This is a genomic window from Herbiconiux sp. (assembly GCF_023264895.1).
Taxonomy (GTDB): Bacteria; Actinomycetota; Actinomycetes; order Actinomycetales; family Microbacteriaceae; genus Herbiconiux.
In genome coordinates, this window is record NZ_JAHFUY010000017.1 from 21517 (window position 1) to 44529 (window position 23013).

Annotated in this window: 26 protein-coding genes and 1 pseudogene; 13 read left to right on the plus strand and 14 right to left on the minus strand. The window is 70.2% G+C overall.

The window, feature by feature from the left end; all coding sequences use genetic code 11:
* Nucleotides 1-27: 27 nt before the first annotated feature.
* Together Q0D57_RS01980 and Q0D57_RS01985 are read right to left on the minus strand one after the other, a co-directional pair.
* Nucleotides 28-795 (minus strand): SDR family oxidoreductase, encoded by a 768-nt coding sequence (locus tag Q0D57_RS01980; protein WP_291037277.1) that lies wholly within the window; start codon nt 793-795, stop codon nt 28-30.
* Complete coding sequence (locus Q0D57_RS01985) at nt 792-1217, minus strand: nitroreductase/quinone reductase family protein (protein ID WP_291037278.1); 426 nt, start codon at nt 1215-1217, stop codon at nt 792-794. Before Q0D57_RS01985 ends, Q0D57_RS01980 begins: the two co-directional genes overlap by 4 nt.
* Before the next feature lie 78 nt (nt 1218-1295).
* On the opposite strand from Q0D57_RS01985, the gene Q0D57_RS01990 reads away from it, so the two are divergent.
* Entirely contained in the window at nt 1296-1838 is a 543-nt protein-coding gene (locus Q0D57_RS01990) for a TetR family transcriptional regulator (RefSeq protein ID WP_291037279.1), read from the plus strand.
* Here the strand turns inward: Q0D57_RS01990 and Q0D57_RS01995 are convergent.
* Nucleotides 1835-2776 (minus strand): 2-dehydropantoate 2-reductase N-terminal domain-containing protein, encoded by a 942-nt coding sequence (locus tag Q0D57_RS01995; protein ID WP_291037283.1) that lies wholly within the window; start codon nt 2774-2776, stop codon nt 1835-1837. The genes Q0D57_RS01990 and Q0D57_RS01995 overlap by 4 nt on opposite strands.
* 85 nt (nt 2777-2861) lie before the next feature.
* On the opposite strand from Q0D57_RS01995, the gene Q0D57_RS02000 reads away from it, so the two are divergent.
* Both Q0D57_RS02000 and Q0D57_RS02005 read left to right on the plus strand, forming a co-directional pair.
* On the plus strand, nt 2862-3407 hold the full coding sequence (locus tag Q0D57_RS02000; RefSeq protein ID WP_291037288.1) for a TetR/AcrR family transcriptional regulator: 546 nt from the start codon (nt 2862-2864) through the stop codon (nt 3405-3407).
* 874 nt (nt 3408-4281) lie between these two features.
* A pseudogene (locus Q0D57_RS02005) lies at nt 4282-5643 on the plus strand (bifunctional diguanylate cyclase/phosphodiesterase); the annotation flags it as partial.
* A gap of 39 nt (nt 5644-5682) precedes the next feature.
* Here Q0D57_RS02005 and Q0D57_RS02010 read toward each other — a convergent pair.
* Nucleotides 5683-6324 carry a LysE family transporter gene (locus tag Q0D57_RS02010; protein WP_291037291.1) on the minus strand — a complete coding sequence of 214 codons (642 nt, stop codon included), beginning with the start codon at nt 6322-6324 and terminating at the stop codon, nt 5683-5685.
* 69 nt (nt 6325-6393) lie between these two features.
* Between Q0D57_RS02010 and Q0D57_RS02015 the strand changes: the two genes are divergently transcribed.
* Complete coding sequence (locus Q0D57_RS02015) at nt 6394-6813, plus strand: Lrp/AsnC family transcriptional regulator (RefSeq protein WP_291037293.1); 420 nt, start codon at nt 6394-6396, stop codon at nt 6811-6813.
* 16 nt (nt 6814-6829) lie between these two features.
* Here the strand turns inward: Q0D57_RS02015 and Q0D57_RS02020 are convergent, their stop codons facing one another.
* Together Q0D57_RS02020 and Q0D57_RS02025 are read right to left on the minus strand one after the other, a co-directional pair.
* Entirely contained in the window at nt 6830-7399 is a 570-nt protein-coding gene (locus Q0D57_RS02020; RefSeq protein ID WP_291037295.1) for a hypothetical protein, read from the minus strand.
* 11 nt (nt 7400-7410) lie between these two features.
* Nucleotides 7411-8271: a hypothetical protein gene (locus Q0D57_RS02025; RefSeq protein WP_291037299.1), complete on the minus strand. Its 861-nt coding sequence runs from the start codon at nt 8269-8271 to the stop codon at nt 7411-7413.
* Nucleotides 8272-8402: 131 nt separating this feature from the next.
* Between Q0D57_RS02025 and Q0D57_RS02030 the strand changes: the two genes are divergently transcribed.
* From Q0D57_RS02030 to Q0D57_RS02050, 5 genes are all read left to right on the plus strand, one after another.
* Nucleotides 8403-8678: a hypothetical protein gene (locus tag Q0D57_RS02030; RefSeq protein WP_291037302.1), complete on the plus strand. Its 276-nt coding sequence runs from the start codon at nt 8403-8405 to the stop codon at nt 8676-8678.
* Between the two features lie 100 nt (nt 8679-8778).
* Nucleotides 8779-9300, plus strand: a complete 522-nt coding sequence (locus tag Q0D57_RS02035) for a hypothetical protein (protein ID WP_291037305.1) — start codon at nt 8779-8781, stop codon at nt 9298-9300.
* Between the two features lie 48 nt (nt 9301-9348).
* Entirely contained in the window at nt 9349-10083 is a 735-nt protein-coding gene (locus Q0D57_RS02040) for an SDR family NAD(P)-dependent oxidoreductase (protein ID WP_291037309.1), read from the plus strand.
* 180 nt (nt 10084-10263) lie between these two features.
* A complete protein-coding gene (locus Q0D57_RS02045) occupies nt 10264-10827 on the plus strand; it encodes a nucleotidyltransferase domain-containing protein (protein WP_291037312.1) in 564 nt (187 codons plus the stop codon).
* Complete coding sequence (locus Q0D57_RS02050; protein WP_291037315.1) at nt 10814-11197, plus strand: hypothetical protein; 384 nt, start codon at nt 10814-10816, stop codon at nt 11195-11197. Before Q0D57_RS02045 ends, Q0D57_RS02050 begins: the two co-directional genes overlap by 14 nt.
* A 25-nt stretch (nt 11198-11222) precedes the next feature.
* Here Q0D57_RS02050 and Q0D57_RS02055 read toward each other — a convergent pair whose 3' ends face one another.
* From Q0D57_RS02055 to Q0D57_RS02085, 7 genes are all read right to left on the minus strand, one after another.
* A complete protein-coding gene (locus Q0D57_RS02055) occupies nt 11223-12320 on the minus strand; it encodes a hypothetical protein (RefSeq protein WP_291037318.1) in 1098 nt (365 codons plus the stop codon).
* A gap of 51 nt (nt 12321-12371) precedes the next feature.
* Nucleotides 12372-12854 carry a pyridoxamine 5'-phosphate oxidase family protein gene (locus tag Q0D57_RS02060; protein ID WP_291037321.1) on the minus strand — a complete coding sequence of 161 codons (483 nt, stop codon included), beginning with the start codon at nt 12852-12854 and terminating at the stop codon, nt 12372-12374.
* A gap of 70 nt (nt 12855-12924) precedes the next feature.
* On the minus strand, nt 12925-13731 hold the full coding sequence (locus Q0D57_RS02065) for an IclR family transcriptional regulator (RefSeq protein ID WP_291037324.1): 807 nt from the start codon (nt 13729-13731) through the stop codon (nt 12925-12927).
* A 60-nt stretch (nt 13732-13791) separates the two neighbouring features.
* Complete coding sequence (locus tag Q0D57_RS02070) at nt 13792-14727, minus strand: ABC transporter permease (RefSeq protein ID WP_291037328.1); 936 nt, start codon at nt 14725-14727, stop codon at nt 13792-13794.
* On the minus strand, nt 14724-15845 hold the full coding sequence (locus Q0D57_RS02075; protein ID WP_291037331.1) for an ABC transporter permease: 1122 nt from the start codon (nt 15843-15845) through the stop codon (nt 14724-14726). The genes Q0D57_RS02070 and Q0D57_RS02075 overlap by 4 nt, the downstream gene beginning before the upstream one ends.
* Entirely contained in the window at nt 15845-17464 is a 1620-nt protein-coding gene (locus tag Q0D57_RS02080; protein ID WP_291037334.1) for an ABC transporter ATP-binding protein, read from the minus strand. The genes Q0D57_RS02075 and Q0D57_RS02080 overlap by 1 nt, the downstream gene beginning before the upstream one ends.
* 79 nt (nt 17465-17543) lie before the next feature.
* Nucleotides 17544-18644 (minus strand): BMP family ABC transporter substrate-binding protein, encoded by a 1101-nt coding sequence (locus Q0D57_RS02085; protein WP_291037337.1) that lies wholly within the window; start codon nt 18642-18644, stop codon nt 17544-17546.
* Between the two features lie 185 nt (nt 18645-18829).
* Here Q0D57_RS02085 and Q0D57_RS02090 point away from each other — a divergent pair, with 185 nt between their 5' ends.
* From Q0D57_RS02090 to Q0D57_RS02105, 4 genes are all read left to right on the plus strand, one after another.
* The gene (locus Q0D57_RS02090; RefSeq protein ID WP_291037341.1) at nt 18830-19234 is read left to right on the plus strand and encodes a hypothetical protein; all 405 of its coding nucleotides are present in this window, start codon (nt 18830-18832) and stop codon (nt 19232-19234) included.
* A 118-nt stretch (nt 19235-19352) separates the two neighbouring features.
* Complete coding sequence (locus Q0D57_RS02095) at nt 19353-20111, plus strand: N-acyl homoserine lactonase family protein (RefSeq protein ID WP_291037344.1); 759 nt, start codon at nt 19353-19355, stop codon at nt 20109-20111.
* Between the two features lies 1 nt (nt 20112).
* Entirely contained in the window at nt 20113-20847 is a 735-nt protein-coding gene (locus tag Q0D57_RS02100; RefSeq protein WP_291037347.1) for an SDR family NAD(P)-dependent oxidoreductase, read from the plus strand.
* 69 nt (nt 20848-20916) lie between these two features.
* Complete coding sequence (locus Q0D57_RS02105; RefSeq protein WP_291037350.1) at nt 20917-22470, plus strand: GMC family oxidoreductase N-terminal domain-containing protein; 1554 nt, start codon at nt 20917-20919, stop codon at nt 22468-22470.
* A gap of 78 nt (nt 22471-22548) precedes the next feature.
* Here Q0D57_RS02105 and Q0D57_RS02110 read toward each other — a convergent pair whose 3' ends face one another.
* Nucleotides 22549-23004, minus strand: coding sequence for a YbhB/YbcL family Raf kinase inhibitor-like protein (locus tag Q0D57_RS02110; RefSeq protein WP_291037357.1), 456 nt, complete (start codon nt 23002-23004; stop codon nt 22549-22551).
* Nucleotides 23005-23013: the final 9 nt, after the last annotated feature.

Here is a 23013-nt window from a genome sequence, read left to right on the forward strand (position 1 = left end):
CCGTTGCGCGTGACGGCCTCGCCGCCCTCAGAGCAGCGTGCCGCCCGAGACCTCGAGGCGCTCGGCCGTCACCCAGCGCAGGTCGTCCGACGCCAGCGCCGCGATCGCATCCGCGATCTCGTCGGCCTGCCCGACCCTGCCCAGAGCGGTCTGCGCCGCCAGCGTGCTGCGGAGCCCCGCGTCATCGCGCATCGCACCGCCGTTGAAGTCGGTGGCCGTCGGGCCCGGAGCGATGCTGTTGACCCGGATCCCGCGGGGCCCGAGCTCCACCGCGAGGCTCCGGGTGAGCGCCTCCAGCGCCGCCTTCGACGCCGCGTAGAGCGAGGTCCCCGCGCTCACGTGACGGGTGAGCGACGTCGACACGGTGATGATCCGGCCGCCCTCGCCGATGTGCGGCGCCAACGCCTGGATGAGGAAGAAGGTGCCGCGCACGTTCGTGCCCATGACCGCCTCGAAATCGTCGACGCGAGCATCCTCGAGCAGGCCGAACACGCCGACGCCCGCGTTGTTCACCAGCACGTCGATACCGGAACGGCCCCACCGCTCGCCGATATCGCGCAGCAGCGAGTCGGCGAACGAGGCGAACGACGCGACATCCCCCAGATCCAGTCGCGCCGTAAGCGCGTCGCCCCCCGCGGCCTGGATCTCGGCCACGGCACGATCGGCCTCGGCGGCGTCGCCCCGATAGGTCAGCACCACGGCGAACCCGCGCGCGGCGAGGGAGAGGGCCGTCGCCCGCCCCAGACCGCGGTTGCCCCCGGTGACCACGGCGATGCGCGGCGCGTTCCCGCTCATGACGCGTCTCCGTCCGGGAACTCGACGCTCACGAGAGGACTGCCCTGCAGCCACTCCTCGAGGGGCTCGACCGGCTGCCGAATGCCGGCGGGGTTCCACGGCTGGTTCAGGTCGGCGATGATCGATGTGAACACCGCCTCCCGCTCTGCCCGGTCGAGCACCGGCGTGCCCACGGCGCGCAGATCGGCCCGCACCCCGTGCTTGAGGTGGAACACGAGATCCGGATTCGCCACGATGTTCGCATACCAACTGCGCCGCGCGGGCGACGTCGACAGATAGATGCGGCCGTCGACCCGGTAGAACCAGACCTCGATCCGCCGAGGCCCGCCGGTGCGCGCTCCGGTGGTGGTGATGTCGATCGTGCGCTCTCGGGCACGGGATGCCGGGGTGATGGCCAAGGCCTGTTCGATGCGGGGATCCACTGCGCTCCTAAGTAAGTATCTATTTACTTATAGGCTAGGTCGAGACCGGATGCGTGTCAACCGACGAGCGGAGAGTGCATGGGCCAGCGAGACGCCGGGGCGACCCGAGCCCGGATCCTCGCGGCTGCCGTGACCGAGTTCGCCGCGCACGGCCACTCGGGCGGCCGGATCGACCGCATCGCGAAGGACGCGGGGAGCAACGTCCGCATGATCTACGCCTACTACGGCAACAAGAGCGGCCTCTTCGACGCGGCGCTCTCCGACGCCATCCGGCGGATGGCCGACGAGGTGCCACCGCGGCCGACCGAGCTCCCGGCCTGGGTCGGCGAGCTGTTCGACTTCCACCAACGGCAGCCGGAGGTGCTGCGCATCTGCCTCTGGGCCCAGCTCGAACGACCCGAAGCCGCCTCCGAGCCGCTCGAGACCTACCTCGCGAAGGTCGAGTCGCTGCAGCAGCAGGCCTCCCCCGTCATCGGCGCGGTCGACCTCCTCGTCATCATCTACGCCGTCGCCCAGGCCTGGCAGCTCGCGCCGGTCGGCCTGCTGTCGGCCGACGGCAGCGCCTCGCACGAGACGAGGCGGGCTGCCGCGGTCGAAGCGATCACCCGCCTCCTGGCCTAGACCCGCCCCTCCACCTGCTCGTCGAGGCGCGGGGTGGGGATGCCGAGCCGGCGCGCTTCACGGAGCGTGTCGGCGAGCACGGCGCGGGGTTCGGCGGCGAGCGGATCGGTGTGTGCCGCAAGGCTCCGTCGAGCGATCGGGACGAGCGCCGTCACCCACCCGGACACCACTCCGAACAGCCGGGGCATCCGGAACGGGATCAGCGCGGTGCGGTGCCGGCCGAGGTCGATGCCGCGGGCCTCGACGAGGGGCAGGAGCTCGCGAGCCGTCAGGAACGCGGCGCCGAACGCTCGACGGTCGCCGATCATGTTCGCCAACGACCCGCTCCGCACCCCCTGCGCGAACATGCCCGCGTCGGCGATGACGTGCAGCCACAGCCAACCCCGGATGTCGCCCTCCCACCGCACGGCGATCCCCGCGTGCCGAAACACCGCGTGCACCGCCTGCTCCCTGGGGCCCGGCGACGCGGCCGCCCTGCCGAGGATGACCGAGGGCAGCAGGGCGCCCCACAGCGAGCGGTCCGCCAGGAAGCCGCCACCCGCCTGAGGGAACCCGAAGACGAGGCGTTCGGACGGTATCGGCGCGACCGCCTCGAGCGGCTCCTCCCAGATGTTGCCGAAGACCAGCACGGTCGCCGCACCCAGCCGAGGCGCCAGGAACGCCGCCGCCTCGGCGAGACGATGGTGACCGACGCTGAGCACGACCAGATCGAAGCCGTCATTAGCCGAGAGCGATTCGCGGAGCCGTGGCCGGAACGACTCACGCACCCGTCGACCGAACGGCTTGCGACGCCCGTCGATCCAGTCCAGTCGCACGTCGACTCCGTACTCGGCAGCGCGGCCGGGCCGCACGTAGAACTCGACGTCGTGGCCGGCGGCCTCGAGCACCCGCCCGTAGATCGTCGCGATCGTCCCGCGGCCGAACATCAGAATGCGCACGAGCGGTTCCCTTCGTAAGATGGAGACCATCTCCAGCTAGGAGAATATGGAGATCATCTCCAGTTGTCAAGGAAGGTGCGTCGCGATGGAGAAGCGAGTTCTGCGAGCCGACGCCCGCCGCAACCGCGAAGCGATCGTGGCGGCCGCCCGCGCCGTGTTCGATGACGACGAGCAGCTCCGCTTCGATGACTTCGCAGCCCGGGCCGGGGTGGGAGTCGGGACCCTGTATCGGCACTTCCCCACGCGTGAGGCCCTGGCCGCCGCCGTGTACGAAGGAGAGGTGGCCGGACTTCTCGAGCAGGCCCGCGACTCGACCCGGTCGGCCGGCGAGAACCTCGATGCCTTCCTGCGCGGATTCGTGGAGTACCTGGTCGCGCACGCCGGCCTCGCGCGCACCCTGGCCGCCGTCGTCGACCCCGCGGTGCAGGCCGACCGCGGCAGCGAGCTCGAGAACACCGTCGCAGACCTCCTGCAGCGGGCCGCCGCCGACGGTGCCGTGCGCGACGACGTCGGCGTCGGCGCGATCATGATCGTGCTCCACGGGATCGGCTCCGCGACCGACCGTCCGCACTGGGCCGCCGAGGCGCGTGGAGCGGCGGACCTGTTGCTCGCAGGACTCAGAACGGGGTAGTTTCGCCATTCGCGCCCCGAGGCCAATACTCTGAACCCGGGGGCACACCGTGGTTGGAGATTCAATGAGGCGATCGGCCTCGGCGCGGAGCGCTTTCGCAGCGCTCCCGGCGCCGGTGCGCGTCCTGGCGCTCCTCGCGACAGCCGCCCAGCTCGCCTACGTCGCCAGCCTGCTCCTGCCCTTCGGGAGCGCCGAACTGGTCGTCGACGCGTGGGCCTCCATGATCGCCGAATGGACGGCCGTGCTCACGTGCTGGGCCGCCGTCGTGCTGCTGGCCTCGAAGCGGGTCGTCCCGGTCATCGCCTCCGCCGCCGTGACCGCCACCGTGCTCGGCGACACGGTCTTCCTGGCGGCGACGGATGCCGACGGCGTCACGCCCTTCCCCTCCCCGGCCGACCTGCTCTACCTCGCCTTCTACGTGCTGCTCCTCGTGGCGATCGTCCTCGCGGCCCGAGACCTCCTGACCGGCCGCGGCGCCGTGGTCGTCTTCGACGTCGTCGTGGGCTCGCTCGGCTCGGCCTCGGTGCTCGCCCTCGTGCTGACCCCCGTTCTCGACAGCACGGTCATCAGCTCCGACCCCGTCGCGAGCCTGCTGTCGCTCAGCTACCCGGTGCTCGACGTGCTGCTGATCGCCGCCCTCGTGGGGCTCCGCGCCTCCGACCGGTCGGGCGCACCGTGGCTCCTCCTCGTGCTCGGCCTCGCGCTCTTCGCCGGTGCCGACATCGTGTACGCCATGGACGTCCCCGACTCCGGCTACGTCGTGGGCACGCTGCTCGACGCGGGGTGGAGCCTGGGGGTGCTGCTGATCGTGCTGTGGATCTGCCAGTGGGCCGTGCCCCGCGATCCGGCCCCCTCTCCCACCCTCCCGTCCCGGATGGGGACCGCCGTCTCCGTGCTCGCCATCGTCTGCGCGCTGGCCGTGCTCGTCATCGCGCCGGCCGTGTCCGGATCCGTCGTGGCCGTCATCCTCGCGGTGGCCACCGTCATCTGCACCATCATCCCCGTCGCCATCCGCCGCCGTCAGCTGCGGGCCCAGCGCGACCTCGATCCGCTGACGGGAGTGGGCAACCGCAGTCTCGTCGAGCACCGCGCGGATGAGGCGCTGCCCACGCTCTCGACCGCGACCGTCATCCTCCTCGAACTCGAGGACATCGGCGAGATCTCCGAAGCCCTCGGGCACGGCGCGAAGGATCACGTCCTCGGCCGCGTGGCATCCGCTCTTCGCGAGACCGCGCCGGCGGATGCGACGGTCAGCCGGCTCAGCGGGAACGAGTTCGTCGTGTTCGCGCCGGGCCTGCCGGGTGAGCAGCGCGCTTCCCTGCAGGCCGGCGTGCAGGCCGGGATCGCTCGGCCGATCCGGGTCGCCGACCTCGATCTCGTGGTGAGGTCGACCGCTGGGGTCGCGGTGTTCCCGCGCGACGGCGACACCTTCGCCGAGCTGATGAAGCATGCGGAGTCCCTCGTGCGGCGCGCCAGGAGGAAGGGGCGGGTGGCCCCGGACGGTGACGGCGAGCACGACGCCCTCGACCGGCTGAGGGGCCTGCACGAACTGAGGTCGACGATCGGCCGGGAGCAGGTCGTGCTGTGGTACCAGCCGCAGATCCGCATCTCCACGGGTGTCGTCGAGGGCGTCGAGGCGCTGGCCCGGTGGGAGCATCCGACCCGCGGCCTGCTCGGCCCCGACCGGTTCATCCCGCTGCTGGAGGACGCCGGGCTCCTGACCGGATGGACGCACGACATCCTCGTGAATGCGCTCGACCAGGCGGCCGAGTGGGCGGGCCTGGGCATGCCCCTGCGGGTGGCCGTCAACGTCTCCGGCGACTTCCTCACCGAACCGGGGTCGACCGACCGCGTGCTCCCGCTCCTGCACGAGCGGGGGCTGGACCCGTCGCTCCTCACACTGGAGATCACCGAGCAGCACGTCATCGACGATGCCGATCGGGTGGCCGCCGCCCTCGAGCCCCTCCGCGCCGCCGGCGTCCGCGTCTCGCTCGACGACTTCGGCACCGGATTCAACTCACTCACCTCGCTGCACGGCCTCGACGTCGACGAGCTCAAGCTCGACCGCAGCTTCGTCTCGGCGCTCACCACCGACCCGCGGGCTCGGGCGCTCGTGCGGTCGATCGTGGGGCTGGCGCGCGACCTCGGCATCGAGACGGTGGCCGAAGGGGTGCAGTGCGAGGAGGAGCTCACGATCCTCGCCGAGGTCGGCTGCACGTCGGCCCAGGGCTACCTGATCTCGAAGCCGGTGCCGGCCGGTGCCATCGCCCGGGCGTTACTGCGCCCGCTCGACCACCGTGTGCACGATCAGCGTGACGCCGAGCAGCACCACCACCCCGTGTCCGACGACCGTCGTCCAGCGCCGGATCGCCGGCCCGGCCCTTCGCCCCACGGCGGCGCCGAGCGCGACGAGCAGGGCCTGCCAGCCGAACGACGCGACGCCCACACCCGCCACGAACGACGCAGCCGCGGAGGGTGACTGCGTGAATCGGTCGAGGCCGCCGGCGAGGATCCCCGAGAAGTAGAGCAGCGTTGCCGGGTTGAGCGCCGTGAGCCCCAGGAAGAGGACGAAGCGCCGCAGCGACTGTTGCTGATGCCCCACAGGTCGACTGACGGGAGTCTTCGGGCGGCGGGCTGAGAGGAGCCCGTGCACCCCGAGAGCGATCACGATCGACCCGCCGACGATCTGGGGCCACGGCGTCCAGCTGTCGACGAGCCCGCCTACCACCGAGCCCGCGACGACAGCCGCCACGCCGTAGAGCACGTCGACGGTGGCCACGGCGGCGGCGGACGGGAGGCCCCGGCGGAGCCCACGAGCGGCACCCTCCTGGAGAAGCAGGATGCCGATGGCGCCGAGGGGAGCGGCCAGAGCGAGACCGGCGACACCCCCGGCGACGAACGAGACGAGAACACCCATGGGTCGACCCTGGGGCCGCTCCATCGACGGACCGGTGTGTTCGTGCAGTCATCTGAGATGATCTGTCGCATGGATGCCACAGACAGAGAGATCATCGACATCTTGCGAGCGGATGGGCGGGCATCGTTCAGTGAGGTCGGCCGCAGGATCGGACTCAGCACGAACGCGACGGCGGCACGGGTGCGTCGCCTCGAGCGCGACGGTGTGATCGTCGGCTACCGCGCGGTCCTCGCCTCCGACACCGCGGACCCGGCCGGTGGGCTCGAGGCGTTCGTCGACGTGCGGCTCGGCGAGGGGCGCGACTCAGAGGAGTTCCTGGCCTGGGCCCTCCGGATGCCGGAGATCCGGGACGCCGTGCACGTGACGGGAGCCTACGACTATCTCGTGAATCTCCGCGTGAGCGGCACCCCCGCTCTCGACCGCCTCCTCCGTCGTCTCAAGACGGACGGCGGCGCCACCCTCACCCAGACGCGCCTCGCCCTCCGCTAGGCCGCGGCGCACTCCGTCAGGGGGCGTCGGCCGGCGTCACCTCGAGGGAGGGATCGACGTAGCCCGCCTGCTCGAGGGCGGCGAGGAGGTCGGCCCGGTAGGCGGCGAGGTCGCGGTCGTCGAAGACCTCGACCGAGCCGTGGACCGTCGTGGCCTCGACCTCGAACGTCTGGTCGACCTTCGCGCCCGGATCGGCGAGCACGTCGAGCCACAGCTGCACCGCCGCGAAGTAGCGCTCCGACCGCTCCGGGTCGTAGCCGCGCCACTCCAGCACGCCGCCACCCGAGCGGGCGTCGTCGTGGCTGAGGATCAGACGCACCGGCATCGCGCCGAGCGGCGACTCCTCGACGACTCGCAGCGCGGTCTCGATGAAGTCCCGCGTCTCGTCGGGCGACAGATCGGCGAGGGCGGCGTCGACCACGATGCCGTCGAAGCTCCCGGTGACCCGCAGGTCGGCCGGCTGGGGATCGACGTCGCGGAGGCGCTCGGCCACAGCATCGCCGACCGCGTGGGAGCGCTCATCCGGAGTCGTGTACTGCGGCGTGCATCCGGTGAGGAGCAGAGCACCGACCACAGCGACAGCCACCAGCCGGCGCCTCACTGGACGCTCCCGTAGAGCGCCGTGGCGGGGGTGTCGCCGCCGAGGCTGTAGGTCACCGTCACCGAGGGCTGGAGCACACCCGCGCCGCCGAGGATCGCCAGGATCTCGGCGGACTGCTCGGGCGTGAGCTCGCTGCTGCCGGTGAGCCGGAGCGTCGTGGCATCCGGCTCGAAACCCGCAGCCGCCTTACGGATGTAGGCGAGGTCGGTGACCGCCTCGATCGCCTCCGCCCAGTCGGCGGGCAGGGCCGGGCGGCCCGATCGATTCGTGACCAGCGTGTCGTCGACGAGGGCCTCCGTCTGCAGAGCCTCGAAAGAGGCCGAATCCGCACCCGACGCGCTGAGCGCACCCACCATGGCGTCGAACGACTCGCTCACGGAGGGCCCGGGCTCCCCCGGCTCGCCGGAGTGCACGTTCAGGACCCCATCGCCCGTCTCGTCGAAGACATTGAACCTGACCTCGGTGAAGCCCTCGTCGAGGAGGCTCGCCCAGATCCGGACATCCCGCTCGAGCCGGTCCGGGTCATCGAGGATCGGGGTGGTGAACTCGGTGGCGACCACGGCGTCACCCGGGTACACGGCGACGAGCGTGAGCTCCTCGGGCCGGTCGGAACCGAGCCCGTCGAGGACTTCGCGCACACCCAGCGCCGTCGCGACGATCTCGTCCTCCGGGGCGGACGGATCGATCTGCACGTGGTCCTCGTAGGGCGCGACGATCACGCCGGGAACCTTCTCGACCTCGAGCATCGCGTCGTACGCCGCCCGATCCTGCTGCTCCTCCGCCCCCGCGCAGCCGACGAGCCCCAGCACGAGTCCCGGGACGAGCACGACGATGATGGGTCCCCCGGTGCGTCGCATCATCCGACCCTATCCGGTGACCTCGTCCCGTGCCCTCTGTCCAGATTGCGCGGATGAGGCCGCCGGGGGTTGCGGCCGGGCCGGAATCGGCGTTGCTTAACGACAACTGTTGACCGATCTCGGGAGGTGTCGTGGTTCAGCGTGCGGCACTCATCGTCTCCGCGGTCGTCGCGATCGCGCTCATCGTCGTCGGCTGTGTCACCCTGGCCGTGCCCCGGGGCGCGGAGGACGTCCTGAGCGGGATCGGGTACGAACCGCTCCCCTCTGGCGTCGCGATCGGAGGGCCCGTGACGATCGCGAGCATCGTGCTCGTCGGGGTCGGACTCCTGCTGCTCGCCTTCTCGGCCGGCGTCGCGTTCGCCAGAGCACACCCCGCCCGATGGACCGACCGGCCCAGGAAGCGCTGATCATCCCCACTCACCCATGGGTGAATCTGAGGTGATTGTGCTGGGTGCGCACCGTCCGCTCCGTAGGTTGGTAGGCGACGCCGCACGAACCGGGAGCCCGATGGACAGCATGCAGCGCCTCGCGACCTACCTGGAGGCCGACCTCCACGAACACGCCGCCGTGGCTCTCGAGGCCGGACCGAACGGCACGGGCACCGTCACGGTCGAACCCCACGAGCCCGCAGCCATGACGCTCACCGTGACGGGAGGCCGCGACGAGATCCTCGGGATCGAGTTCGCGGGCGTCGCCGCCGTCGAATGCCTCGGCAACCGCCGCACCCTGCAGGGCCGCACGATGCAGCCCGTTGACGAGCTGTCGCTGCTGATCAGTGCCGTCGCCACCGGAGGGGCGGAGCTCTTCGCGTCGCCGGTGCGCGGGCGGCTGCTCTGCCTCGGAGGGCCGACGGCGGAGAGGAGCCGCCGCGTCAGGCGGATGAGGCAGGTCGGCGGTTGGGCACCGATCGCGCCGGAGCTCAGCCCGATGTCGACCCTCCTCCGAACCATCGACCCCGCCACCACGCTCATCCTTCCCGCCTACCGGCTGCCACTCCCGCGGCAGAGCGGGCTCGAGCTCGCCGTCTGACGACTCTTCCGCTGCCGGCCCTCCCGCGAATGGGACGAGGATGATGGGATGGCACGCATCCTCATCACCGGTTCCACCGACGGACTCGGCCGCGCGGCGGCAGAAGCGCTCCTCGACCAGGGTCACGAAGTCGTCGTGCACGCCCGCAACGACAGCCGGGCATCCGCGATCTCTTCACTGACGGATCGTGGCGCCGACCTCGTCATCGCCGACCTCGCCGAGCGTCAGGCAGTTCTGCGCGCCGCGGCCGAGCTCGACGCCGGGCCCCGGATCGACGCGGTCATCCACAACGCCGGCGTGATCTCGGGCGCGAGCGTGCTGCCGGTGAACGTGGTGGCCCCCTATCTCTTCACGGCGCTCCTCGGCACCCCGACGCGGCATGTCTACCTCAGCAGCGGCATGCACCGGGGCGGCAAGCCCACGCTCGACGGACTCGACTGGAACGGCGAGCGCGAGACCGCGAGCTACTCCACCAGCAAGATCCTCGTCGCCGCGCTCTCCGCCGCGGTGGCCGACCGCTGGGCTCCGGATGTGCTCGCGAACGCGGTCGATCCGGGGTGGGTCGCGACGAAGATGGGCGGCGCCGGCGCCCCCGACGACTTTGACCTGGGCCACGAGACGCAGGAGCGCCTGGCGACGGATCCCGAGCTGCGGATCACGGGCGGCTACTGGCACCACGGCCGGCAGCAGCAGCCCGCGGCGCCCGTGAGCGACCCGACCTTCCGGGAGCGGCTCCTCACAACCCTGGCGGACGCGACCGGAGTCCCCCTGCACGACCGCTGATCCGGCGGCGTGCGGAGGCTCCTGTGCGCCCGATGTTGCTTTTTCGTCGGATGTAACGGAAAATCATCACACATGACGAAATAGTGTGAGGTTGCAATGCAGGTGCAGTCCCCTTTCCTCGCGATCACACGCTCGCTCGACGGGTCCGTTCTGGAATCGCTCGTGCGGGCACACCAAGCGATGAGCATCGCGGAGATCGCCCGCTCGACCGAGAACTCCTACGCGGGCGTGCGCAGCTGCGTGCTCAGGCTGAGCGCCCAGGGAACGGTGCACGCCAGCCCGGCCGGCAAGCTGACGCTCTACTCGTTCAACGCCGATCACATCCTCGCTCCGGCCATTCGCGAGATCGTGGGCGCGAGAGCCCGGCTCTGGGAGCGCATCACGACGGCGATCACCGAGACGTTCGCCGACCAGCCGATCTACGCCGCCGTGTTCGGCTCCGCTGCAACCGGCACGATGACCGACGAGAGCGACATCGACATCTACCTCGAACGGCCCGCGGGAGCCGACCCCGACCGATTCGATGTCGATGCCGACTCGCTCGCCTGGCAGGTCTCACGGCTCACCGGCAACGAGGTTCGGCCCCTCATCTACGGAGAGGAGGAGGTCTCGGGTGCGATGGCCGATCAGCGCGTGCTCGCCGACATCGCGCGTGACGGCGTGACGGTGGCGGGAGACGATGCGGGCTTCCGACGCCGGCTGCGGCGCGCCTCTCGCGCGAGGTCCGACCATGCCGCGCGTTGACCGCGACCCCGGCGTGCTCGCGGGGCGCACGATCAAGATGGGGCAGTTCGTGGAGGCAGCCGAGATCATCCTCGCCCTCGCCGATGACGACGAACTGCGCGACGCCGTCGTCACTCTCGCCGTGCATGCCGGGATAGCCGCCTCTGACGTGATCTGCCTCCGCCGACTCGGCTACTACTGGCAGAGCAGCAGCCATCACGAAGCAGTCGACCACCTGCGCCGGGCCGATGCCTCGTCTGCCGGGCACCTCGCCACCCTGCTCGCCCTCAAGACGCGCGCGGGGTACGGCCACGACACGATGACCTCGAGCAGCATGGCGCGGTCGGTGCGCGCCATGCAGCATCTCGCCGCAGCGGCGCGGGCGGCCTGACCGCAGGCGTGCCGGGTCGCGCTCGCTACTTGTCGTCGATGATCGACATGAAGCCCGCGAAGGCGAAGATGCCCGGGACCGCGTAGAGGAGGATCAGGGTGAGGATCCAGCCCACCCGGCCCAGGATCGGCCAGAGGCCGCGGCTCCGGTAGGCGCTGGTGAGGCGGCGGCCGTCGGGGCCGATGATGCGGGCCGGGCGGGCGAACTGGCGGGGAACGCGGTCGTCGCGGTAGGCCGCGGCGCGCTTGGCGAGGCGGAGGGCTGCGCCGGTGAGGAGGGTCTCGATTCGCTGCCAGGCAGCCGGGTCCGAGTAGTCCGCCGCCGACGGGGTCGAGAAGACCAGGCGGCCGTCGATGATCTCGACGTCGAAGGCGGAGGCGTCGTCGATGAGCGCGGCCATCACATCCGGGGTCAGCGCGTAGAGGGCATCCGTCTCGTAGCCGCCCGGCGCGTACGCCTCGAAGTGGCGGTCGAAGTCGCCCTCGAGCGAGAGCCGCTGCTGCCGGTCGACGCTCGTGGGGAGGCCGCCGGGCGACCGGCCGTTCGCCAGGGAGTCGAGATAGAGGTGCGGCAGGGGCGACGGGAGGGTGACCGCGAGGTAGCCGCGCGTCTCCGGCTTGCCGTGCAACCCGGTGCGCACCACGAGGTTGCCGAACTCGACCCTGTCGTCGCCCTGCGCCACGAACCGCGGAGAGGCCGACGCCCGGCCCGCCGGCTGCGCGATCAGGGTCGGCAGCGGCGAGCCCGCCCGCGGCCTCGGCTCGAAGCCGTTCGCGAGCGCCGTGAGGGTCTGCCGCCACTCGGCGAGGCGAGCCCTCGGCGACGGCGGCCGCTTCGCCCAGCGCTGCAGCAGCACGGCGCCGGCGATCCAGGCCGCGAGCACGACCACGGCGATGCCCAGGTCTCGCCAGTCGTCGGGCCCGGTGTCGTTGTCGCCGTACCCGTCGACGCGGATGCCGATGGCCATGAACACGATGAAGCAGTACCAGAGCATGAGGCTCCAGGTGACGTGCACGAGCATCTGGCGCCGAGTGGGCACCCAGGCCGGTCGGGCGCTCCGACGCTGCGTCGCCATGGCCGCGGCCACCTCGGCGGGAGGGGCGGTGAGCCAGTGCGAATCCACCGTTCCACCGTACCGAGATCGCGCCCAGACGGCCCGCGCGGGGCAGCCGGGCTACAGCTCGATCTTCTCGTTGTCGATGTCCATCGGCGTGCCCGTGACCTTCGACTTCACGAAGCTGAACACCGTGGCGAGGGTGGAGCCGGGGGTGTCCCAGTACTCCGCCGAGTCTGCGTGCACGATCAGCGCGCGCACGTTGGGGTCGGTGCGGCCGCCGGGGAACCAGGCCTCCACACTCGGGTCCCACATCTCGTCGATGTAGCTCTGCTCGGTGGTGAGCTCGGCGTGCCCGGTGAGCGACACCCAGGAGTCGTTGGAGCCGAAGGCCAGGTTCACGATAGGGTTCGCGGCGAGCCGCACGGCCGTGGAGGACTCGGCGCTGACGAGGAACCAGAGGTCGCCGTCGAAGCGGTGGTGCTGCTGCTGCATGGCGAACGGCTGCGACACCGGGTGCCCGGCGTCGTCGAGGGTCACGATCATCGTGAGCGGGAAGTCGTCGAGCAGGTCGGCGAGGGTCTCGAAGTCGGTGCCGGTCATGGGTGCTCCATTCGGTGGGTGAGGAGCTTCACGCTACGCCCGCGTGACCGGGCCGCCTAGGGGCCCGGGCTCAGGCGCGCTGCTCGACCGCCTCGCGGAACTGCTGGGCTCCGGAGCGCACCGCCTCGGCGATCTGCGCCTTGTGCTCGTCGGTGAGGCGGTAGTCCGGAGCCACGATGGTGAGAGCCCCCACCGAGATGCCTCCGGTGTGCACGCTCGCCGCGCTGGCCCAGACACCGCGGTCGACCTCGCCGGCGCTCTCGGCGTAGCCCGTGGAGCGCAGGGCGTCGAGGTCGCTCTCGAGCTGCTTCTTCGCCTGCTTCGACAGGGCCGGACCGAGCCGGTTGAAGTACTGCGCGAGCTTCGCCGCGCTCAGCTCGCTCAGCAGCAGCTTCGCGGCCGCTCCGCCGTAGACCGGCATGAGGTTGCCGGGCTGGAACGAGATGGAGATCGGGTGGTCGGACTCGGCGATGGCGAGACAGACGGCCGAGTCGTTCACCCGGCGCAGGTACAGCGCCGTCTCCCCCGTCTCGGCCGACATGCGGTCGAGGATCGGCTGCACCTGGGCGCGGAAGTCGATCACGGTCTCGGCCGCCCGCGACAGCCGGAGGATCTGCGGCGACAGCACGAACCGCCCCTTCTCGCGCTCCTCGATGAGGTCGAGCTCGCGCAGCAGCGAGATGTAGCGATAGGCGCTCGGCACCGAGATGTCGTGCTTCTCGAGCACCTGGTCGACGGTGATCTCGGGGGTGCTCTCACTGAACTCGAGCAGGATCTGCAGGGCTCGGCGTGCGCTGTCGACGCCCTTCGTGCGCTGCGGCTCGGGGGCGACGGACTCCGCGGCCGACGTGGAGGAGGTCGGATTCTCGTCAGTCATGGTGGGCTCCGCTCGATACTAATGTGCCGCAGCACCACAGGTGTCGCACTTCCGCGCTCGTCATCGTGCACCGCGCGTGTAGGGCGTGCCGAGGGCCGGTGGTACCACTGAACTCCGGGCGAACACGATCAGCATCACGATCACGATGATGAACGGCAGCATCTTGATGATGTCGGCCGGCACCGTGAACCCGATCACCTGCAGCGCGGGCCCGATCGCCACGGCCAGGCCGTAGACGAGCGACGTGATCATGACGACGAGGATGCGACCTCGCGAGAGCATCGTGATGACGATCGCGATGAAGCCGAGACCGTTGGTGAGCATGGGGCTGAAGGTGGCCGTGGTGAGCAGCGCGAGATAGGCGCCGCCGAGCCCCACGAGCGCGCCGCTCAAGAGCACGGCGATCGACCGCGTGCGCATCACGTTGCCGCCGGCCGCGTCCAGCGACGAGGGCTTCTGCCCCGCCGAACGCGTCGAGAGACCCCAGTTGGTGCGGGCGAGCCCGAACGCGAGCCCCAGGATGAGGATGATGCAGACCCAGAAGATGCCCGACTGCTGGAATAGCGACGGGCCGATCACCGGGATGTCGCCGAGGCCGGGGATCGCGAGCTTCGGCTGCGCGCCGAGGCTCGTCGGCGACGTCGTGTAGTTCTGCAGGTAGAGCACGCTCGTGATGCCCTCGCCGATGAGCGTCACGGCCAGTCCGATGACGATCTGGTTGAGGCCGAGCCACACGTTGAGCACGAGCATGGCGAGGTTGGCGACGATCCCGCCGACCGCACCGGCGAGCATGCCGATCCAGAAGTCGCCCGTGGTGAGCGTCACCACGAACCCGGTGTAGGCGCCGATCAGCATGACGCCCTCGATGCCGAGGTTCAGCACGCCGGCCTGCTCGCCGATGGTCTCGCCGACGGCGGCGAGCATGAGCGGCATGGCCTGGGAGATGACGGTGGCGATGAACACCGTGACGAAGGCTGCGGTCAGCATGTCGCTCATGCCGAGGTCCTTTCCGTTGCCTTGCGGAAGGGCTGCAGGACGGTTCGCCGGAGCCCTGGGGGGAGGTAGCTCTGGCCGAGCCGTCTGCGCTCTCCGATGTACTCGGTGACCGTCATGAACAGCAGGATGAGTCCCACGATCACGAGCAGGAAGTCGACGTTCAGCCCCGCCTGCTGGGCGGCCAGGGTGCCGCCGGTGGCGAGCACGGCGTAGAAGGCCACGAACGGGATCGCGGCCACCGGCCGGAAGCGCGCGAGGAACACGAGCGGCATCACGGCGTCGCCGTAGCGCGGATCCCAGTCGGCCCGCTGGTAGGCGAACTGCCCGAGGATGTCGACCGAGCCCGCGAGGGCGATCAGTCCGCTCGACAGGGCGAACAGCAGGATGACCATCCAGGTCGAGTTGAGGCCCACGTGGCGCGCGGCCTTCGGGCTCGCCCCGAAGATGTCGACCCTCAGGCCGAACGAGGTGCGGCTCAGCACGTACTGGGCCACCACGGCGAGCACGATGGCGATGATGAAGCCGATGTGGATCTCGGTGCCCGGGATGTAGGGCAGCAGGTCGTCGTCCGAGATGACGGCCGTCTGCGGGGTGGAGGTGCCCGGATCCTTGAAGACGCCCTTGATGAGGAGGTTCACGACACCCACGGCGATGAACGACATCACGAGCGAGGTGATGATCTCGTTCGTGCCGTAGCGCGCCTTCAGGATGGCCGGGATGAGCGACCACACCGCACCCACGAGCACCGCGACGATGAACACGACGATCGTCGCGAGGAACGCCGGCATGACGCCGTAGAGGATCGGCCCGAGCCCCGAGGCCACGACGGCTCCGAGCAGGTACTGCCCGTTGTAGCCAAGGTTCCAGAGCTGCCCGCGGAAGGCCACGATCAGGCCCACCGCCACGATCACGAGCGGCGCCATGAGCGAGAGGCTGCGCTGCCAGTTGGTGCCGGTGATGCCGTACTTCCACACCCCGGCGAAGAAGTCGAGCGGGCTGCTGCCCATGGCGAGCATGATGAGGCCCGCCACGATCAGGGCCAGGAGCACCGGCACGACCGATCGCACGAATCCCGTCGCGAAGCGCTGGGCCGTGGTGGTCTCGTTCGGAATCGTCATCAGTCGGTGCCTTCGATCGCGCCAGTCATGTAGTGGCCCACCTTCTCGGCGGTTCCCACGCCGTCGTTCACGACCCCGCCCACCAGCCGGCCGCGCGAGATCACCTCGATGCGGTGCGAGAGCTCGATCAGCTCGTCCAGGTCGGTCGAGAGCAGGAGCACCGATCCCCCGCCCGCGGCGAAGTCGATCAGGAGCTCGCGCACGAGATGCACGGTCTTGAGGTCGAGCCCGTAGGTGGGCTTGTTGACCACCACCAGTCGTGCCCCGTTCGTGAGCTCGCGGGCGAGCAGGATCTTCTGGATGTTGCCGCCCGAGAGCGTGCCCGCCCTGGTCGCCGGCGACGGGGTCCGGATGCCGTACTCGTCGATCAGCCGCACGGCCTCGGTGTCGACGGCCTTGGGCTGGATGCGACCGAACCGCCAGAACGGCGCCTGGCCGATGCGCTTGATCACGAGGTTGAGGGCCACGGACATGGAGCCCACGGTGCCCTCGTGCAGTCTGTCGTCGGTGACGTAGCGCACGCCGAGCTGCTGACGGCTCCGCACCCCGGTGCGGGTGATGTCGTCGCCGTCGAAGAGCACGGTCCCGGATGACGCGGACCGCTGACCGGCGACGAGCTCGGAGAGCGCGCCCTGGCCGTGTCCGTCGATGCCCGCGATCCCGAGGATCTCGCCCTCGCGCACGGTGAGCGACACACCCTCGGCCTCGATGTCGCGGCCGCCGCCCTTGCTCGAGACGTCGCGCAGCTCGAGCCGCACGGGCCGGCTGTCGAAGTCGATGGCCGGGATCTCGCGGGTGGCCGCGGTGGCTCCCGCGAGCTCGGCCGCCTCCTCGAGGTCCGAGACGGCGTCCGCGCCGCCGCCCGCAGCCAGGTCGTCGCCGAACATCGCCGCGAGGATCGCATCCTGGGCCTGCTGCTCGCTGTAGGCCGCGAGCTCCTCGACGGAGATGTGGCCCACGTTGCGTCCGGCGCGGAGGATGGTCACGCAGTCGCCCATGGCGTAGGCCTCGCGCAGCTTGTGCGTGATGAGCACCACGGCGAGGCCCCGCTCCTTGACCCGCTCGATGCTCTCACCGAGATGCTCGATCGCCTGGGGGGTGAGCATGGAGGTGGGCTCGTCGAGCACGAGCAGCCGGCTGCCCTTCCACATCGCCTTCGCGATCTCGACCTGCTGCTGCTGACCGAGACCGAGGTCGGCCGTCAGCGCGTGCGGGTCGATCTCCACGCCGAGCAGATCGGCGAGCTCGCCGAGTCGCTCGGTGGCGCGCTTCTTGTCGAGCATCACGCCCGACTCCCCGAGCATGAGGTTCTCGAGCACGGTGAACGCCGGCACCAGCGTGGAGTGCTGGTGGACGACGCCGATGCCGAGGTCGACGGCGACCTTCGGCGAGCTGATGTCGACGACGGAACCGCCGATCGAGACGCTGCCGGAGTCGGGCTGCTGCATGCCGGCGAGGATGCTGATGAGCGTGGACTTGCCGGCGCCGTTCTCCCCGAGGAGGCAGTGCACCTGCCCGCTCAGGATGTCGAGCGACACGTCGTCGTTGGCGATGACGCCCGGGAAAGCCTTGGTGATGCCTCTCAGCGAGATGACTTCGCTCGTGGCCGTTGTCGTCACGGGAGCTCCTTGGTGCGGGTGGAGGGGTCGGTGCCGCGTGGGGAGCGGCACCGACCCCGATCGGGCTGATCGGTCCGGGTCAGGCGCCCTTGGCCGCGATGACCGCGGCGACCTCTTCGGCCGACGTCGCGATGGTGGGGACGATCGATCCGTCGATGATGCCCTTCGAGGCCTCCTCGACCGCGGCGGTGATCTCCGGGGTCATGTTCTCGGTCTCCTGCAGGTACATGCCGCCGTTCTCGACGTCGACGGGATAGGTGACCGTTCCGAAGATGCCGGCGTCGACGTCCTTGATGGCCTGCACGTAGGCGGGCTCGTAGTTCCAGCGCACCGACGTGAGCAGCTTGCTCGGGTCGCTGAGGCCGGGGGTGACGTCTCCGATGTCGGCGATGTACTTCACGCCGTCGGCCGCGTCGATGGCCTGCAGGTAGCCGTGCGTGGCCCCGTCGCCCATGCCGAAGACCACGTCGGCGCCGGAGGCGATCAGCTGCTCGGTCGCGACCTTGCCGCCCGCGGCGTCGGCGTAGGCCGCCGGGCCGACGGAGGTGTAGAGCACCTGGACGGTGGGATCGACGCTGTAGACGCCCTCGGCGAAGCCCGACGACATGGCGAACCAGTTCGCGTTGTCGGCCGAGAGCACCATGCCGACCTTCTTCGAGGTGGTCGACAGCGCCGCGGCGACCCCGGCGAGGTAGCCGCCCTCCTGCCCCTCGGGCTTGGCGGCGGCGATGAGGCCGGGCACGTTCTCCTCCGCACCGGCGTCCTGGATGAGGATCGGCACCTTCTTGGCCGACGCCGCGCTCGCGGCCCCCACGTTGTAGCCGGAGGCGTGGGCGACGATGAACTGCGCCCCTCCGTCGGCGACCTGGTTGAGCACGGTCTCGATGTTGTCGTAGCCCGCGTCGGGAACGATGGTGACCTCGATGCCGAGCTCCTCGGCCGCTCCGTTCGCCGCCTCGATGCCCGCCTGGTTGTAGCCGAAGTCGCTCTCGTTCTCGGGGGCGACCAGCGCGAACGAGGTCACCTCCGTCGTGCCCGAGGACGAGGTCTCCGAGGTTCCGGAATCGCCGCCACGGCCCGACGAGCAGGCTGCGAGACTGAGGGCGAGTGCGCCGGAGACGGTGATGACCGCCACGCGTGATGCCGTGCTGCGGCGGGAGCCGCTGATGAAACCGTTCATTGCCGAGATCTTCCTCTCAGGGGTGATGGGCCCCCGGGCCAGTGAGTGCTGCAGTGCGGGATCCTCTTACATTGTGCGGGGGTAGCGATACGATATGAGAAGAATTGGTTCATGCCAAGCTTGAAATTCAGTTGTTACACGTCTGAAACACGTCCCGTCGACGATGACCGGAGGAGGTTGACCCCATGAATCGAATCACCCGCGCCGCCTTCTCGGTCGCGCCCGCCATCGTCATCGCCGCTGCGCTCGTCTCGTGCAGCACCGGTCCTGCGCTGTCGGAACAGGATGCGGAAGCACTCGCCACGCTAGCCGAGGTCGCCGGGCCCACGTCGGACGTCGACCCGGACGCCATCACGAGGACGGAGTGCTGGCTGCCCTCCGACCACCCCATCGACGACCCCGCGGTGAGCGACACGAGCTGGCGCGTGCTCTGCCGGGCGCACTACACCGACGACAGCGGCGAGCGCTATCAGGACGCGACCTGCGTGGGCGACTTCGCCCTCGACCCGATGCTCGACCACTGCTACCGCTGGGCCTTCTACACCGGCATGCCGATGTTCGAGGACGAACCGGCCGTGCGCGCCGGCTGAGCAGCACCCCGTGTTTCGGGCGTGTGAACTCAGGGCCGATCGCTTGACACCGTCGAATTTCTTCTCATAACGTGACCATCAATTAGCGACAGATGATAATCACGAAAGCGAGCCGCACATGCCGGACCCGAAGGTGTATCTGTTGGACGGCGGCACGCTCGTGATCGACGAGTCGGATGTGCACTGGCACATCAACGCGGGCAACCCTGTTCGGTTCCCCGTCTACAGCGTGCTGATCGAGCATCCCGACGCCCTCATCCTCTACGACACGGGCTTCGACCTCGACCACGTGAACGCGGTGCTGCCCTTCGAGCTGCCCCTGCAGACGCCCGAGCAGACGATCCCGGCCCAGCTCGCCGCGATCGGCTTCAGCCCCGACGACGTCGACATCGTGGTGAACTCGCACTTCCACTTCGACCATGTGGGCGGCAACAAGCACCTCACCAAGGCCACCACCCTCGTGCACAAGGAGGAGCTGCGGCACGCCAAGGTGCCCGAGCCGTTCGAGCGGCTCGGCTACTCCGACCTCTCGTTCGACCACGCCGAAGTCACCTACAAGCCCATCTCGGGCGACTACGAGATCGTTCCGGGCGTCTGGCTGTTCGAGACGCCCGGCCACACCATCGGTCACTACTCGCTGCTGGTCGAGCTGGCGAACGAGAAGAGCATGCTGTTCTGCGGCGACGCCGCCTACACCCGCACGACCCTCGAGAAGGAGTGGATCGCGGGCTTCCACCTCGACCCCACCAAGTCGGTCGAGGCCATCCGCCGACTCAACTACCTGGCCCGCACGCGGAACGCCGACGTCTACCCCTCGCACGAGCTCGAGCCGTATCTCGGCTGGAAGCTCGCGCCCGAGTTCTATGGAGGACACTGAGATGCCCGAGACCGACCAGCGAGTAGCCCTCATCACCGGGGCGGCCCAGGGCATCGGCGCCGCCATCGCCGACGAGCTCGCCGCCGACGGCATGAAGGTCGTCGTGACCGACGTCAACACGGCCGGCGCCGAGGCCGTGGCCGCGCGCAACGGCGGTGTCGCCAAGACCCTCGACGTGAGCGACCCGGAGCGCGTGCAGGAGGTCGTCGATGAGATCGTGGCCGAGTTCGGCCGCATCGACGTGCTCGTGAACAACGCGGCGCTCGTGCCCCTCACACCGTGGGCGGACATCTCGTTCGCCGAGTGGCGCAAGGTCATGTCGGTGAACCTCGACGGCATCTACCTCACCACGCACGCCGTCACGAAGGTGATGGGCGAGGCCGGCTACGGCCGCATCGTCAACATCGCCTCGAACACGTTCGTGGCCGGCACCCCCGACTGCGCCCACTACGTGGCCACCAAGGGCGCCTCGATCGGGCTCGTGCGCGGGCTCGCCGGTGAGCTCGGACCGCTCGGCATCACGATCAACGCTGTCGCGCCCGGCATCATCGCGAGCGAGGGCGTGCTCGCGGGCCCCCACCAGGCGGGGTTCGAGTACGTCGTGCCCATGCAGGCGATCGACCGGCGCGGACTGCCGCAGGACGTCGCGCCGGCCGTGGCGTTCCTGGCCTCGGAGAAGGCGGGCTGGATCACGGGGCAGACCCTCGTGGTCGACGCCGGGCACACCCGCAACTGACGGCGGTGCGCGAGGCATTCCCGACAGAGACGCCGACACAGACACAGACACAGACACAGAGGACATGACATGGGCTCCGACGTCCTGATCATCGGCGCCGGATCGGCGGGCAGCGTCGTCGCGAACCGCCTCAGCGCCGACCCCTCCCGCCGGGTGACCGTGCTCGAGGCCGGCACCCGCGTGACCGACCCCGAGATGCGGCGGCCCGAGCTCTGGCCCTTCATCCACGGCCGCTCCTACGACTGGGCCTATCGCACCACGCCGCAGCCGGGGCTGGGCGGCCGCGCGCTCGAGTGGGCGCGCGGCCGGGGGCCGGGTGGATCGAGCCTCGTGCACGCGATGGCCCACATGCGCGGATGCCGTGCAGATTTCGACCACTGGGTCGAGGCGACGGGCGACCGACGCTGGTCGTGGGAGGCACTTCTTCCCGCCTTCATCCGCTCCGAGAACTTCGAGGGTGGAGCGGGGCCGGTCGATCCGGTGGTCCACGGCACCACCGGCCCCCTGCCGGTGATGCTGCCGGGGCCCGGGCTCTCGAGCCCGCTCGTGCAGGACTACCTCACCGCGTGGGAGGCGCTCGGCGTTCCGCGCATCCCCGACCACAACGGCGGCGAGATGCTCGGGGCCACCCCGAACTCCCTCACCATCCGGAACGGCGAGCGCGTGACCGTCTCCGATGTCTACCTCGACCCCGCCGCCGGCCGGCCGAACCTCTCCGTGCTCACCGGGGTCACCGTGCACCGCCTGGTCATCGAGGGCAGTCGGGTCACAGGCGTCGCCATCACGCGCGAGGGGCGGGACGAGGTGCTGCACGCCGACGAGGTCATCCTCTGCGGCGGGTCGATCGGCGATCCGCTGCTGCTCATGCGATCCGGCATCGGCGATCCCACCGTTCTCGAGGAGGCGGGCGTGCGGCCGCTCCTCGAATCGCGCGGAGTGGGCGCGAACCTGCACGACCATCTGCTCGGCGCCGGCAACCTGTACTCCGCCGCACAGCCCGTGCCGCCCTCCCGGCTGCAGCTGTCCGAGTCGATGACCTACCAGTCGCGACTCGGCCTCGGCGAGACGGCCGGCACCGTCGACATCGTGGTGGGCTGCGTGGTGGGCCCGAGCGCCTCCGAGGCCCTCACCGCCGAGGCCGGTGGGATCGCGCCGGGAGAGGGCTGGACGCTGCTCTTCGGCGTGACCAACCCCACCAGCCGGGGTGCACTGCGCATCTCGGGCCCCGACATCGGCGACGAGCCCGTCATCGATCCGAACTACCTCGACACGGAGCACGACCGTTCGATGTTCCGGCTCGCTCTGGAGCGCGCCCGGCTCGTGGGGGGATCGGCGGGTCTCGACGGCTGGCGCGGGGAAGAGGTGCTGCCGGGCGCCGGTGTCTCGACCGACGCCGAGGCCGATGCCTTCATCGCGAAGGCGGCCATCACCCACCACCACCCCGTCGGGACCCTCAGCATGGGCGCGCACGACGACGCGCCGGTGACACCCGACCTGCGGCTCCGCGGCCTCGACAACGTGCGGGTGGTCGACGCGTCGGTGATCCCCTCGATCACGGCGGGGCCGGTGCACGCCTCGGTCATCGCGATCGCCGAGACCTTCGCCGCCTTCTACGACGACTGACGGCGGGTTCGGGCCGGACGCACAGCGCCCCCTCGTCGACGGGGAGTCGGCGAGGGGGCGAAGCTGTTGCGGGCGGGGTCAGCTGCTGAACGTGCCCGAGAAGCGCGCGGTCTCGATCACCGAGTCGGCGTACTGCGCCAGGAACTCCTCGCGGGAGGGGTCGCCCTCGACGGGCTTGCTCAGGGCGTAGAGGTGGAAGAAGTAGTGGTGCGTTCCGTGCCCGGCCGGCGGCTGGGGGCCGTAGTAGACCGCCGCGCCCGCACCGTTCGGGGCCACGTGCACGCCGGGGGCCGAGAGGTCGAGCGTGGTGGCGTCGGCGGGGATGCCGTAGACGACCCAGTGGGTGAAGCCGTTAGGCAGCGGGGCATCCGGGTCGTTCAGGATGAGGGCCAGCTCGACGGTGCCCTCGGGTGCTCCGGAGAGCTCGATGCGGGGGGTGTCGTTGCCGCCGTCGGCGCTGAAGGAGTCGGGGATGCGCCCGAGATCCGCGATGTCGGGGCTCGAGACGGCGAGCTTGTCGATGAAGAGGGCCATGGTGTTCCT